This window comes from Paenibacillus sp. BJ-4, from assembly GCF_020404765.1.
Lineage (GTDB): Bacteria > Bacillota > Bacilli > Paenibacillales > Paenibacillaceae > Paenibacillus.
In genome coordinates, this window is the sequence record NZ_JAIVEM010000140.1 from 183,412 (window position 1) to 198,104 (window position 14,693).

Consider the following 14,693-nt stretch of genomic DNA (forward strand, 5'->3'; position numbering starts at 1 on the left):
CTATGATTCGTTTTATTCTGGAACGTGCGGCGCAGCTGGTCATCATTGTATTCGCCGTCTCCACGGTGACTTTTGTACTGATGAGACTAGCCCCGGGGGACCCTGCTACCATTTTGCTTACCGCACATAATGTACCTGCCTCTGAGGAGGCGTTGACGGCGCTGCGGAAGGAGTTGGGCTTGAACGAGCCGCTTCATATTCAGTATGTGAACTGGCTGCGGGATGTGTTCACAGGGCATTGGGGCACCTCGTATGTATCCAAGGAGTCGGTGCTGGCCGAACTGTGGAACAGACTGCCTGCCACTGTGGAGCTGGCTTCGGCGGGCTTTTCCGTTATGACCGTGCTGACTCTGGGGATGGGACTGGCCGCCTCGGTAAAGTCCAGCGGCCCGCTGGATCGTCTGAGCAGACTTTTGGCTCTGCTGGGCTCGTCCATTCCTTCCTTTTGGCTTGGCTTTCTGTTGATCTATTTGTTTTCCGTTTGTCTGGGCTGGCTTCCATCCATGGGCCGGGAGGACTGGACACATCTAGTGCTGCCAGCCCTGACCCTTGGTGGAGGCTTGGGGGCCGTACAAGCTCGTGTGCTGCGTGCGCAAATGCTGGAGCTGGGCGATCGGAATTTTGTAAAAGCGGCGAAGGCTAGAGGCTTCTCCCGTACGCATATTCTGTTTTTTGAGGTATTTAAGCATGCCATTCTGCCCATTATTACGCTGTTAGGTACAAATCTGTCATTTATGCTTGCAGGTAATGTTATCGTAGAGACGATTTTTTCATGGCCGGGTTTGGGCAAGTATTTTATAGATGCGATTACGCAGCGGGATTACCCGGTGATTCAAGGATATGTTATTTTTGCTGCATTTTTAATTGTAGGTGTTCAGTGTTTGGTAGATGTGGTCCAGACGGCGATAGATCCGAGGCTGCGTTTGCGTTAGGGGAGGAAGCTGGAAATGAAAAGGAAACGGTTTTCCTCTAAAGGAAGCTTGCTGACAGGCGGTGTGCTGTTTGGCTTGATCGTCTTGCTCGGTGTGCTGGCTCCATGGGTTGCTCCTCATGATCCTCTGAATGTGGACCTTCTGAATCGTCTAGCCTCACCGAGCCGGGAATATCCTTTTGGTACGGATCATCTAGGGCGGGATGTACTGTCACGGCTAATTTACGGAATTCGGACGAGTGTGTTAATCGCGTGCGCAATTACTGTAGCTACGCTGAGTGTCAGTCTGCCGATAGGCTTGCTCATTGGTTATGTACGTGGGCGTGTGGATCAGCTGATCATGCGAGGAATCGACGGCGTACTGGCTTTTCCAGATATTATTTTGACGGTGGCGATTGTGGGGATTTTGGGCCCGAGTTTTGTTAACATGACCTTGGCTATTATTGCGGTACGGTGGGCCGGCTATGTCCGCTATATCCGCAGTCTGGTTCAAAAAGCCTGTCAGGAGGACTATGTGCGATATGCCCGTCTATCCGGCAATTCACACGTACGAATCCTGAGATGTTATGTATTGCCGCAAGTGTTGCCGCAGTTGTTTGTTTATGCGGTATGGGATATCGGGCGCGTGGTACTGATGATCGCCGGGCTTTCCTTTCTTGGATTGGGTGTACAGCCCCCCAAGCCAGAGTGGGGTGTGATGCTGCATGATGCAACTTCATATTTTCAGGTGGCACCGCATGTCATGATTTTCCCGGGCTTGGCGATTATGCTGTTTGTGCTTGCGTGTCAGTTGCTGGGTGACCGCTTTTCGGAAAAGGGGGCGGTGAAATAGTGGAGGATCAGACAGACATGAGTCGGAGCGATACGATAGAGCGAGTGGACGGGCGCAAGCCGCTGTTACACGTGGAACATTTGGAGATAGGCCATATAGGTACAGGAACAGCCGTTTGGACAGGTTCGGATGCAAGCAGAAAATCGGAAGCAAACGGGGAAACAACGCGGAACAGTGGCCATCAACCGCTGCTGCGAGATGTGAGCTTTTCCGTCTATCCGGGCGAAATTGTGGCTCTGACCGGACCGAGCGGGTGCGGCAAGAGTCTGACTGCACACGCAATCGCAGGCATGCTGGAGCCGGGGATCGGTGTTACGCAAGGGCATATTTACTATAACGGGGAAGACATCGTCCCGTTCCATGAACGGCGCTGGCAAAGGCTGCGCCGCGAGGATATTGCGCTGCTCATTCAACAATCGCTGAGCGGGTTGAACCCGATTCGTACCGTCCGAACACAGTTGACGGATACCTTAAGGCTGCATGGGCGGCGCCAGCTGCCGCATGAACAGAAGGAGCTGGGACAGGCTGATGCTGCCCCAGCTTTCGCTGCCCCGCGGCAAGCTGTCCTACAGGGCATGCTGTCGCGCATGAGGCAGATGATAAGCCGCGTAGCTGAGATGGCCGGAGGTCGCGCGACGCAATCGCAGGAAGCTTATCTGTATGCGCTGCTCAGCAAGGTCGGGTTTGCAGACCCGGAGCGTATTTTGTCGTCGTATCCGTTTGAACTAAGTGGGGGAATGTGCCAAAGAGTACTGCTGGCAGCCATGTTAAGCTCGGGTCCGCGCCTTTTTATTGCCGACGAGCCTACTACAGCACTGGATGTCATCAATCGGGACAAGGTTCTGGCATTGCTCCAACAGCTGAGAGAGGACTTCAATCTCACCATTTTGTTAATTTCTCATGACCGTCAGGGCATGAGCCGTGTGGCAGATCGTGTGCTGGAGATGAGCCCGGAAGGAAGGATGCACGAATGATACTGGAATTGAAACAAGTGACCAAGGCTTATCCGGTCCGCAAACGGAGAAAAGTCCTGCTTAACCAGCAAGCTAGCGAGCAGACCGCTGTGAAGCAGGTGAGCCTGGAGCTGCAACGGGGAGAATGCCTTGGACTGGTTGGCGAGAGCGGAAGCGGCAAAAGTACGCTGGCACAATGTATTCTGGGGCTGGAAACATTGACCTCGGGAGAGATTTGGCTGGATCATCAGCCCATTCATACTGGGAGGATGAAGGATATTCATCTGTACAAGCGAATCCAGTTGGTCGCTCAGGACTCATCTTCCTCGCTGCATCCCCGTATGACCATTCGAGATATTTTGCTGGAGCCGATCCGCAACTATTTTCCTGAGCGAAAGGCGCAAGCGCTGGATACCTGCCTATCCCTGCTGGAATCAGTAGGCTTGGAGCCTGACAGCCTGGAGAAATACCCATCGCAGCTAAGCGGCGGACAAAAACAACGGGTATGCATCGCTCGTGCGCTGGCGGTGGAGCCGGAAATTATCTTGTTCGATGAATCCGTCGCCAATCTCGATACGACAACGCAGTCTTCTGTGCTGGAAATGCTCAAAAGAGCGCAGGTAGAGCGTCAGCTATCCTACCTCTTCATCACCCATGATCTTCAATCCACCCGTACGTTTTGTGATCGGATTGCCGTCATGTATCAGGGGGAGATCATGGAGGTATTCAAGGATTGGGATAAAGAACTATTACGGCATGAATACACGCGTGCCTTGTTTCAAACTTTGACGGATTGAGCCATACATCTTGTATTTTACAAATTTAAAATAAATAAGAGCTTTCTTTGTCGAATATTGTTGACAAAATGGGATGTGATACCTATTCTAAATATGATTATGATAATCATTATCACATATATAGAAAAGGGGAAATACATTGATGTCCGTTCGACACCGCAAGAATGCCACCCTTATGCTGGTGGCAATCCTCTTATTATCCGTTATTTTAGGTTGCGCGAAGCAGGGGGATACGCCTGCATCCACCTCAACTGACGGAGCTGCCAATGAAAAGTCAATCACGCTATCGTGGCCGCGTGACATTGGTACAATGAATCCTCACGTATACAATCCTTCCCAACTTATTGCACAATCCATGATTTATGAGCCGTTAGTCAGTTACAAGCAAGGAGGCAAGCTGGAGCCTGCTTTGGCTGAATCCTGGACCATTTCCAAGGACGGCAAAACATATACGTTCAAGCTTCGCAAAGGTGTGAAATTTTCAGATGGAACGCCATTTGACGCTGCTATTGTCAAAAAGAACTTTGACGCTGTCATGAAAAATGAGAAAACCCATAGCTGGCTTGGTGTGGTAGGCGTTCTCGATAAAACGGAAGCCGTAGATGACAGCACCTTCCGAATGACGCTCAAGGAGCCGTATTATCCGGTGCTTCAGGACTTGTCCGTTGTTCGTCCGTTCCGTTTTTTGGGTGAAGCCGGCTTCCCGGATGACGGAGATACGTCCAAAGGCATCAAGAAACCCGTAGGTACAGGGCCTTGGATGCTGGATGAATACAAGCAAGATGAATATGCAACCTTTAAGCGTAATCCAAATTATTGGGGCACTGCACCGAAAGTCGATAAAATCACCGTAAAAATCATCCCCGATGGCGAAACACGTGTGCTGGCTTTTGAGAAAGGCGATCTGGATCTGATTTATGGAGAGGGTGTTATTAGTCTTGATGCTTTCAAGCAGCTTCGCGACACGGATAAGTACGTTACCAAGTTGTCCGAGCCTGTCGGTACAAGAAGTCTGCTGCTCAATTCGTCCAATCCCAAACTGGCAGACCTCCGCGTACGTTTGGCACTGCAACATGGCTTCAATAAGCAGGCGATGGTGGAAGGTGTGACCTCAGGGCTAGAGGAAAAAGCGGATACGGTTTTATCGAAAAACTATCCGTATACGAATGTGGACTTACAGCCTGTTGACTATGATGTGGAAAAATCCAAAGCGCTGCTGGATGACGCAGGCTGGAAGCTGCCCGCAGGCGGCACGGTACGGGAGAAGGATGGTCAACAACTGGACTTTGAACTGATTTTTGATAAAACTGATCCGATCCAGAAGGCGATGGCTGAAACCATTCAGGCGGAATGGGGAGAACTGGGTGTCAAAGTGAACCTCACCGGGCTGGAGCTGACGGTTCAAATCAAGCGGCTTAGATCCAACCAGTTTGATCTGTACTTCTGGTACAACTATGGTGCGCCTTATGATCCGCATTCCTTTATTAACGTCATTGCCAAGAAGAGCTTCGGGATTGCAGAGACGCTGAGCGCCCTTCCGATGAAGAAGAAACTGGATCAGCAAGTACACGAGGCGCTCTCATCGACAGATGAAACCAAGCGTCAAGAGCTGTATGCTTCGATTCTGAAGACGCTTCAGGAGCAGTCTGCCATTGTGCCTATTTCATATATTAAGAAAACCGCGGTATACCAGAAAAAGATTACGGACTTTGTATTCCCGGCCAATCGGGATGAAAATCCGTTTGGTGGGATTGAAATCGGGAAGTAGTTGAAACCGAAGGGTAGCTTCGTTTACAGGATAGGAGGACGACTTATGATCAGCTATATTGGGAAACGAATGATAGCGGCCATTCCTATTGTTCTCTTTGCCACTCTCGTTACCTTTGCACTCATTCATATTTCACCAGTTGATCCAGCCGAGGCCTATTTGACAGCAGCCCACATCTACCCGACTCCGGAAATTCTGGAGCAGAAGCGGCATGAATTCGGACTGGATCAGCCTTTGCTGACACAGTATATGCAGACGCTGCAAAGAATCAGTCGGCTGGATTTTGGTACTTCGTACCTGACAAACAAGCCGGTGTGGGATGAGGTGAAGGTTCGGCTACCTGCCACTGTCGAGCTGGCCTTGAGCAGCATGGCGCTATCCATCGTGGTGAGTATCCCGCTGGGCGTACTGGCGGCGATACGTAAAAATGGCTGGATCGACATGCTCAGTCGAGGAATTTCATATGTTGGAGCGTCTATTCCTCAATTCTGGCTGGGATATCTGTTGATTTTCTTTTTCTCCGTTCGACTGGATTGGCTGCCTGTAGAGGGGCGGGGGACGTGGCAGCATTTGGTGCTCCCCACGTTGACCCTATCGTTGGTTCTGATTGCTCTATATACGCGCTTGCTGCGTTCCAGTGTATTGGAGCAGCTTCAGGAAACGTATGTGCAGTATGCCAGAACCAGAGGCATTCGTGAACGTATAATTATGCTCAAGCATGTGCTCAAAATTGCCATTGCCCCACTGATTACGGGTATGGGCATGAATCTGGGCAAGCTGCTGACCGGAACGATTATTGTGGAGCAGGTGTTTTCATGGCCCGGTTTTGGCCGATATTTTGTGGAAGCGATTTTTAACCGGGATATTCCCGTCATACAATGCTATGTGTTTTTGGCGGCATGCCTGTTCATCGTATGCAATTTGCTCGTTGATCTGGTGCATTTGTATATGGACCCCCGAATTTCAACGAAGGGACGAGCAGAGCAGTGATGATAAGGTTGCGTACGATGTTCAAGGGTCAAAAGGTGATCGTGGTCTGCTCTGTCGTGCTATTGATTCTTTTTATAATGATGGCACTGGCCCCATGGCTGGCTCCCCATGATCCGGTAAAAGTCAATTTACTGCATAAGCTGGAAGGACCTTCTAAGGAATATTGGCTGGGAACCGATCATTTGGGTCGGGACAATCTGTCCCGGCTGCTGTATGGAGCACGGATTTCGCTTGGCTTTGCGACATTAATTTTCCTGTCGTCCCTTGGCATCGGAGTCGTGATCGGGTCGGTTGCAGGTTATTTGGGCGGCTGGGTCGATAGTGTGCTAATGCGGTTTTGCGAAGGGATTATGGCGTTTCCGAATCTGGTGCTCGTGCTGGGGATTGTTGGTATTTTTGGGCCGGGTCTTATGCAGGTGCTGCTTGCCTTGATGATGGTGCAGTGGGTGTATTATGCCCGAATGTGCCGCAATATGGTCGTTAGTCTAAAAGAGCGGAATTTTATAGCGGCCGCCAGGATTAGCGGCTCCTCCTCAGGAGCCATTATCCGGAGGCATATCATTCCGAATGTGCTGCGGCCGATTGTGGTCATGGGTACGCTGGAGATGGGCTGGGCGATCATGGATATTTCTGCGCTGTCTTTCCTCGGTCTGGGCATCCAGCCGCCAACTCCCGAATGGGGAGCGATGATTCATGAGGGAACAGGATACATCCGCAGTCATCCGGAATTAATGATCTATCCGGGCGTCATGATTCTGGTAGTCGTCATGGCCTTCAATATATTGGGAGAGGCCTTGTCCGACCGGTACGGAATTTCCAAACGTCAGTAAAACAGGAGTGAGAATAACGATGGATGACGGGGCGAAGTCGAAGGTGCTGGAGGTCCGCGGCTTGCAGGTGAAGCTCAAATCCGGTGCGGGGACAGTACCTCTGCTTGAGCCGATCCATTTTGAGCTGAAAAGGGGACAAGTACTGGGTCTTGTCGGCGAGAGTGGAAGCGGCAAAACGGTGACCTGTAACGCGCTACTCCAGTTGCTGGATCGCCAGACGATGGACGTGAAAGGCAGTATCCGTCTGAACGGGCGTGAGCTGAACGGAATAGCTGCCGAGGAAATGCGGCGTATTCGTGGCAAGGAAATCGCGCTGATTATGCAAAACCCGATGAGTGCCTTTACGCCAGTGTATACGATAGGGGCTCAGTTTATGGAAACCATCCGCACTCATACTGAATTGACCACACGACAGGCCCGCGATCTTGCCATAACGGCTTTGGAAAACATGAATCTGCCCGAACCGGCCAAGCTGATGAAGCGATATCCCTTTCAGCTCAGCGGGGGAATGCTGCAACGCGTCATGATTGCCATATCCATGTGCCTGCGGCCAGCGGTGGTGATTGCGGATGAACCGACAACGGCGCTTGATGTGGTTAATCAGCTCCAAGTGTTGAGAGAGCTGGATCGCTTGCGTACGGAATACGGCACTTCCATTTTGCTGATCTCACATGATCTGGGGGTCATTTCCCAAATGGCAGATGAAGTAGCTGTCATGCAGCAGGGATGTATCGTCGAGCAGGCGGAGGTTCATCGGCTGTTCGATCAGCCTCAGCATGAATATACGAAAATGCTGCTGCATGCCAGGCCCAAATTGTCCTTGCGGGGCATGAATCAGCCAGGCGGTTAGTCACTGTGGACGGTTACACTTTCAAAAGGGGAGCGAATGCGCGTGCTACAAGTAAAGGAAGTAACTCATAGCTATGGAAGGCGCAAATGGTTGGGCCGCTCCGAACTACGCCCCCCTGTACTGGCTGGCGTTTCGCTTACAATAGAGAGCGGATTTTGCCTAGGCTTGCTTGGAACCAGCGGAGCGGGAAAAAGTACGCTGGGTAAGGTCATTCTGGGGCTGGAGAAGCCCCAGGAAGGCCAAGTACTGTTTCAGGGTCAGGACATTTATAATGGAAGCACACGAGCCCGCAGGAGGCTTAGACGGGATATGCAGGTCGTATTTCAGGACTGCTATTCTGCTGTAAATCCCCGGATGACCGCTGGACAGATTATCGGAGAGCCTCTGGACAATTACGAACGGCTATCAGTGCAGGAACAAAGAAGAAGGGTTGAGAACCTGCTGGAGCGGGTCGGTCTCAAGCCGGAGGACCGGAATAAACTTCCGCATCAATTCAGCGGCGGACAATTGCAGCGAATCAACATCGCACGGGCCATTGCCCTCAAGCCCAAGCTAATCGTACTGGATGAGTCCGTCAGCAGCCTGGATATGGTTCACCAGATGCATATTTTATCCCTACTGGGAGAGCTGAAATCCTCGTTTGGATTGTCGTATCTGTTCATCACACATGATATTCGGGCGGCTTACGCCGTCAGTGATGGCATTGCTGTGATGGAGCAGGGGAAATTGATCGAGCGCTGTGATGATAAGGACCGGGTCTTTGAATCCGCTCATCCGGCTGTGCAACGGTTGATCTCGTCCATTTTGCCGGAGCATCCAGCAGACCGTCTTCCACTTCATGAATGACAGTTGACCCGTAAGGGTCCTTTTTTTTGTGCAACATATGGATAAGTAATTGAAGTCAAATTTATCTGTTGTATTATTTGAATAACCCGCTATAATATAAAATCATAGTAAATCACTTGGATTAAGAAGGGACATCACATATGAAGAAATCTGCTTTTGTTGCAGCGCTTGGCCTATCTCTTGTATTACTGACCGGAGCTTTGAGTGGATGTTCCTCAAAGGAAGCGGCATCGGGGGATAAGGTGATCTATGTCGGTACACAAAATGACTACCCGCCATTTGCTTTTGTGAATGACAAAAATGAACTGACCGGATACGATGTGGATGTCATCAAGGAAATCGACAAGAAGCTGGACGGCTACAAGTTTGAGTTTGTACCTTCGGGCTGGGATGCTATATTCCTTGCACTGGATTCGAACAAAATTCAGGTGGTCGCAGACGAAGTTGCCAAAAATCCCGAGCGAGAGCAAAAATACCTGTTCTCGGATGAATCCTACTTTCAGGCGCAATCAATCATTGTTGTGAAAAAAGGCAGAACCGATATTCATTCCCTCAAGGATTTGGAAGGCAAGAAGGTGGCTGCTTCCGTAGGAGATTCGTACACTCAATTGCTGGAGCAGTACAATGCGAAGAACGGCAACAAAATCATTTTGAAATACAATGATACAGGCACTTCATCCGACAACCTGCAGGACGTGCAAAACGGCCGGGTGGACGCTTATGTGAATGATCCGGTTATGGTGGCGGCAACGATTAAGAAGGAAGGCTTGCAGGTGGAAGCTGCGGGCGATCCGGTGCAAAGTGACAACATTAACCTGGTGTTCAAAAAGGATAAGCAGGGTGAAGAGCTGAAAGCTAAGATCGATCCGATCATTAAAGAGCTAAAAACGGACGGAACGCTGAAAAAGCTGTCTGAACAATGGACAGGCGGAGAATTTATTCCTCAGTAACAACAATGTAAAGGGTAAAGTGGGGTACCTATGGAAAAGCTGTTTGACCTTGATTATATGCTAAAAAGCCTTCCCCAGATTGTAGAGTATCTCCCCGTAACACTATGGATTGCGTTATTGTCCATGCTGCTGGGTTCAATCATCGGGTTGGCGACGGCCTTAATTCGGATATACAAGGTGCCTGTTTTGGCGCAATTGTCTACGCTGTATGTCTCTTACATCCGGGGAACGCCGCTTATCGTGCAGCTGTTCCTCGTATATTATGGAATACCCAAGTTCCTGTATTATTTTCAGAGCGAATATGGGTTCTTGCAGCAATTCAATGTCTACGTGATTCCACCCGAGCTGTTCGCGTTGCTGTCATTTTCGTTGAACCTCGGGGGGTATCTATCGGAGACGTTTCGGGCGGCCATTCATTCAGTGGATCGGGGGCAGTTTGAGGCTGCCAATTCCATCGGGATGAGTCAGACGCAGATTATGCTCAAAATCGTACTGCCACAAGCGTTGACGGTGGCTTTGCCCAATTTGGGGAACACGCTGATCAGTACAGTGAAGGATACGTCGTTTATTTTTATGATTGGTGTCGTCGATATGATGGGACAGGCCAAGATTATGGGCGCACGGGCGCTGGCTTTCTTTGAGGTGTATGTTGCGGTGTCTCTGATCTATTGGCTGGTGTGCATCATTATTGAACGCGGGCTTGTCGTGCTGGAGAAGCGGATTCGAATTTACGAAAGAAGTGAGTAAGGGTATGATTCAACTTCATCAAATCCATAAGCATTTTGGGCAGCATCACGTGTTGAAGGGTATAGACCTGACCGTAGGCAAGGGAGAAGTTGTGGTGATCCTGGGCCCGAGCGGATCGGGGAAGTCCACGCTGCTGCGCAGCATTAATTTCTTGGAGCAGCCGACCAGCGGCATCATTGAAATTGACGGTATAAAGGTAGATGCGACCAAGGCGGGTAAAAAGGATATTCTCGGACTGCGTATGGCAACGGCGATGGTATTTCAGCAATATCAGCTGTTTAAAAACTTGAATGCACTCCATAATGTGATGATCGGTCTAACCAGTGTAAAAAGGCTGGATCGCAAGCAGGCGAGGGAGATCAGTGAAGGGATTTTGGAAAAGGTCGGATTAAAGGACCGCATGAACTACTATCCTGCCCAGCTTTCGGGTGGACAGCAGCAGCGTGTTGCCATTGCCAGGGCTTTGGCGCTGAATCCGCAAGTGCTGTTGTTCGACGAACCGACTTCCTCACTCGACCCTGAACTGGTGGATGAAGTGCTGTCAGTCATTCAAAAAGTAGCAAGTGAAGGCAATACGATGATTATTGTTACGCATGAGCTTGGTTTTGCGAGGGATGTAGCGGATCGAGTCGTGCTGATGGAGCATGGCGTCATCGTGGAGCAGGGTCCGGTGGAGCCATTTTTCACTAATCCGAAGGAAGAACGGACACGGCAGTTCCTGGGCAAAGCGTTGGGACAAAGAACACTACAGGAGCAACCGGTAACTCCGTAAAATGACGTGGAATAGGTAGATAGAACAAGGTTCCCCAGTCCATTATTACATGGGAGGCGCAACGCTCAAGAGGCCATTGTCTTTAGATCAAGTGTCCTTAGAATAAGCTTCCTTAGCATAAAAGGCACGCTAGACCCATCGCAGGAGAAAAGGTAAACCTGCGATGGGTCTAGCGTGCTTTTTTTGGCGTGTCATCTATAGGCACGCCAGACTGCTGCTCCAGATTCATGAATGCACCATTCTTCAATAATTCTTTTCCATAGCAAAGTAGCTTATCACACTTATTCATGATAAATTCTAAGAACAATAAAGTGAAGATGTAATCGGGAAGGAACATTGGCACATGAAAAAGGTTTTGTTCATCAACACAGGTGGGACGATTTCTTCCTCCTACCAGGAAAACGGCCTGACTCCGACCCAATCGGCTGAGAATATCCTGGCGGAAATTCCGGAGCTCAAGGAAATTTGCGACATTGATGCCCACAATCTGATGAGCATCGATAGCACTAATACACAACCGGAGGATTGGGCTTCCATCGCCCGGATGGTACACCATTCCCTCGATCAATACGATGGTATCGTCATTGCACATGGCACGGATACGATGGCTTATACGGCTTCTGCCTTGAGCTTCATGCTGGGAACCGTAGACAAGCCCGTCGTTGTGACAGGTTCACAGGTGTCCATTTTGGCCGAGCACAGCGATTCCAAAAAAAATGTAATCGACTCATTCCTGACCGCATGTGGCGAGGTGGCAGGGGTTTTTGTCGTATTTAACGGCAAAATTATTAACGGCAGCCGCAGCTCCAAAATCAGAACACGCAGCTATAACGCCTTTGAGAGTATTAACTATCCATACATTGGACTCGTGGAGAACGGCAAGGTGGTCTATACGGATGGCGTATTTGCTAATCGCGGGACCGCTCGCCACCCTTATAATGACGGGTATGCTGCGGAGGTATTTTTGCTCAGGCTGATTCCAGGTACGAATCCGGCGATTTTTGATGCCATTCAGAGCTTGGGCTATAAAGGTATCGTCATTGAGGGCTTTGGTATGGGCGGCGTCCCCTTCAAGGAAAGAAGCCTGATCAGCAAAATCGAGGAATTGATGAAGGACGGTATGAGTATTGTTGTGACTACTCAATGTCCCTATGAGGGCGGGGATCTGACGATTTATGAGGTTGGGCAGAAGGTACTGGAGAAGGGTGTTATTCCAGGGTATGACATGACGACAGAGGCACTTGTAACAAAAATGATGTGGGCGTTAGGCCAGACCACCGACCCCGCAGGGGTAGCCAAGATTATGGCAACGAACTATGTGGACGAAGTTTCCTTGCCTACGGACACAACCTCCCTGTAAGGGAGGTTGACCACCGTAGCTGCTGGAGACATCGGGTTAACGCTAATGTTGCTCTAATCTATGCTTAATCTTAATAGCCATTTCCAGCGATTGAATGGCTTGTTCCAGTGGAATCAGGCATTCCGCGTGTCCGTCAAAGCATTCAAGGGCATGATCCAGACTTTTTTCGTACGGATTGGCGGATTCGAGGTTGGTTTTTTGCTGCCCTGATGCGGTATACTCATATAATGCAGTAGGCATAAGATCATTTTCGCCGCTTTCATGGAATACCAGCTTGGCCTTTTCAAAGTAAGCTTCATAGGCTACCGTGAATGGATAGCTCGCCGGCATATGGGAAGAGGCAATAACTTCTGTGAACGTATCCTGCTGCTGAAAATAAGCCCGAACCTGCGCCTGTTCAGGGTGGGCAACCTCTGTACCCCAGACCGTGCATGGGTCACAGGGGCTCAGCAGCCATGTGAATAAATCCAGTTCATGAATCATGAACTGAGTAGGGATGGAGCTTAGTCCAAGATCGCCCCACAAGGGAGGCGTTTCCCTTTTCAAGGACAAGGAAATAAGCTTCCCGTACTTTTGCTGACGATGAGCCTCGTATAGATAGGTATAGGCAGGATCAAACTTAATGAACTGGTTGACCAGAATCTTTTTACCATATTGCTTTTCAGCTTGTTGCATAAGCAGAGCATCTTCGAGATCAAAGCAAACCGGCGTTTCACAAAACACATGCTTTCCGTGCTTCAGTGCATCAATGGCATATGACTTATGCAGGTGGGAGGGCAGGCACAGATCGACGATATCCACGTCTGAATCCAGCAAAATATCTTCTATATTTTGTGTGACTTCTACGTTCAGCTCCTCTCTCAGCTTTTGCAGCTTGGTTTCGTTCCTTCCGAATACAACGAGTCTGTTCACCTTGGGATGGTTGTTTAAAAGTGACGCATGATACGCGCCGAATCCCGTCCCCAAAATTCCAATATTCATCATCCATTACACCCCTTTACTTCTATGATACACACCTATTGCTGCCAACAGGGTGTCAACAATCTTTGCATCATCTTTTCAATTCGGGTAACCATCTATTGTGGAGGTATGATTGTGAGACTGCATCGTTTAATCGCGATTTTATTATGTATCGAATCTAGAGGGAGAATGAAGGCCAAGGAATTGGCAATGGCACTGGAAACCTCGGTACGCTCGATTTACAGAGATATCGATCTTTTGGCTGAAGCCGGTGTTCCGATCGTTACCACATCCGGCCCGAAGGGCGGAATTTACTTGATGGAGGGCTATACAGCCAACCTGAAGCAGTTGAACGGCGGAGATGTGATTCAGCTTTATTTAACAGGCATGGGCATTTATACGGGCGGACCCACCGAATCGGGCCTAAAATTAAAAAATGCGCTGCTTAAGCTGGAACAGACCATGCCAGATCCCTATCAATCGGATATTCGCAAGGCCAAAGCACGGTTTTATTTTGATGATACGCCCTGGTGGACGGAACGTGTAGCCATTCCCAGTCTGGAGGCCGTGAGAGCTGCGGTGTGGGGTTCTCATAAAATAATCATTCAATATCGAAAAGCCGACGGAGCCTATTCTTCTCGCCATGTACATCCCTATGGACTTGTGGTAAAAAAGGGTGATTGGTATCTCATTGCCTTCTGTGAGACCGGACAGGAGATTCGGACCTTCAAGTGTGAGCGCATCATGGAGGTCCAGCCGTCTGGGGAAGTCTTTGAGGTTCCTGTGGATTTTTCGCTGGAGGAGCATTGGATAAAGCAAGAAACCAAGTTTAAGGAGCTTTGTACAGAGAAGGAATACTATCCGGTGGTGGTCCGAACCAATAAGACGCAAGCTGGAATCATAGCAAACAGGCTGGAAATCATCCAGTCCGTGCAGGCAGAGGGCTATTTAGATCTGACGGTCAATATGTATAGCTATGAAGCGGCTTGCCGCGATGCTATGGATTGGATCGGCCGAGGTGAAATTATGGAGCCTGCGGCACTCCGACAGTTTGTGAAGGAACAAATCAGCCGACTCCAAAAGCTATATGCAAGAATTTAGAAAAAC

General features: G+C 49.7%; 15 protein-coding genes. 14 read left to right on the forward strand and 1 reads right to left on the reverse strand.

What is annotated here, in order from left to right; all coding sequences use genetic code 11:
• Positions 1-2: 2 nt before the first annotated feature.
• From nikB (LCF57_RS20420) to LCF57_RS20480, 13 genes are all read left to right on the forward strand, one after another.
• Positions 3-932, forward strand: a complete 930-nt coding sequence (gene nikB / locus LCF57_RS20420; RefSeq protein WP_226002336.1) for a nickel ABC transporter permease — start codon at positions 3-5, stop codon at positions 930-932.
• Positions 933-947: 15 nt separating this feature from the next.
• Positions 948-1,763: an ABC transporter permease gene (locus LCF57_RS20425; RefSeq protein ID WP_226002337.1), complete on the forward strand. Its 816-nt coding sequence runs from the start codon at positions 948-950 to the stop codon at positions 1,761-1,763.
• Positions 1,764-1,780: 17 nt separating this feature from the next.
• A complete protein-coding gene (locus LCF57_RS20430) occupies positions 1,781-2,737 on the forward strand; it encodes an ABC transporter ATP-binding protein (protein WP_226002597.1) in 957 nt (318 codons plus the stop codon).
• On the forward strand, positions 2,734-3,513 hold the full coding sequence (locus LCF57_RS20435; protein ID WP_226002338.1) for an ABC transporter ATP-binding protein: 780 nt from the start codon (positions 2,734-2,736) through the stop codon (positions 3,511-3,513). Before LCF57_RS20430 ends, LCF57_RS20435 begins: the two co-directional genes overlap by 4 nt.
• A gap of 142 nt (positions 3,514-3,655) precedes the next feature.
• Positions 3,656-5,281 (forward strand): nickel ABC transporter substrate-binding protein, encoded by a 1,626-nt coding sequence (gene nikA, locus LCF57_RS20440; protein WP_226002339.1) that lies wholly within the window; start codon positions 3,656-3,658, stop codon positions 5,279-5,281.
• A 45-nt stretch (positions 5,282-5,326) separates the two neighbouring features.
• Positions 5,327-6,271 carry a nickel ABC transporter permease subunit NikB gene (gene nikB / locus LCF57_RS20445; RefSeq protein ID WP_226002340.1) on the forward strand — a complete coding sequence of 315 codons (945 nt, stop codon included), beginning with the start codon at positions 5,327-5,329 and terminating at the stop codon, positions 6,269-6,271.
• Positions 6,271-7,101, forward strand: a complete 831-nt coding sequence (gene nikC, locus LCF57_RS20450; RefSeq protein WP_226002598.1) for a nickel ABC transporter permease subunit NikC — start codon at positions 6,271-6,273, stop codon at positions 7,099-7,101. The genes nikB (LCF57_RS20445) and nikC overlap by 1 nt, the downstream gene beginning before the upstream one ends.
• A 19-nt stretch (positions 7,102-7,120) precedes the next feature.
• The gene (nikD, locus tag LCF57_RS20455) at positions 7,121-7,951 is read left to right on the forward strand and encodes a nickel import ATP-binding protein NikD (protein WP_226002341.1); all 831 of its coding nucleotides are present in this window, start codon (positions 7,121-7,123) and stop codon (positions 7,949-7,951) included.
• A 36-nt stretch (positions 7,952-7,987) separates the two neighbouring features.
• On the forward strand, positions 7,988-8,797 hold the full coding sequence (gene nikE, locus LCF57_RS20460; protein ID WP_226002342.1) for a nickel import ATP-binding protein NikE: 810 nt from the start codon (positions 7,988-7,990) through the stop codon (positions 8,795-8,797).
• Between the two features lie 140 nt (positions 8,798-8,937).
• Positions 8,938-9,747 (forward strand): transporter substrate-binding domain-containing protein, encoded by an 810-nt coding sequence (locus LCF57_RS20465; RefSeq protein WP_226002343.1) that lies wholly within the window; start codon positions 8,938-8,940, stop codon positions 9,745-9,747.
• 30 nt (positions 9,748-9,777) lie between these two features.
• A complete protein-coding gene (locus tag LCF57_RS20470; protein ID WP_044646437.1) occupies positions 9,778-10,494 on the forward strand; it encodes an amino acid ABC transporter permease in 717 nt (238 codons plus the stop codon).
• A gap of 4 nt (positions 10,495-10,498) precedes the next feature.
• On the forward strand, positions 10,499-11,266 hold the full coding sequence (locus LCF57_RS20475; RefSeq protein WP_226002344.1) for an amino acid ABC transporter ATP-binding protein: 768 nt from the start codon (positions 10,499-10,501) through the stop codon (positions 11,264-11,266).
• A gap of 343 nt (positions 11,267-11,609) precedes the next feature.
• Positions 11,610-12,626 carry an asparaginase gene (locus LCF57_RS20480; protein ID WP_226002345.1) on the forward strand — a complete coding sequence of 339 codons (1,017 nt, stop codon included), beginning with the start codon at positions 11,610-11,612 and terminating at the stop codon, positions 12,624-12,626.
• A gap of 42 nt (positions 12,627-12,668) precedes the next feature.
• Here LCF57_RS20480 and LCF57_RS20485 read toward each other — a convergent pair whose 3' ends face one another.
• Complete coding sequence (locus LCF57_RS20485) at positions 12,669-13,610, reverse strand: Gfo/Idh/MocA family protein (protein ID WP_226002346.1); 942 nt, start codon at positions 13,608-13,610, stop codon at positions 12,669-12,671.
• Positions 13,611-13,721: 111 nt separating this feature from the next.
• On the opposite strand from LCF57_RS20485, the gene LCF57_RS20490 reads away from it, so the two are divergent.
• Positions 13,722-14,687, forward strand: coding sequence for a helix-turn-helix transcriptional regulator (locus tag LCF57_RS20490; RefSeq protein WP_226002347.1), 966 nt, complete (start codon positions 13,722-13,724; stop codon positions 14,685-14,687).
• Positions 14,688-14,693: the final 6 nt, after the last annotated feature.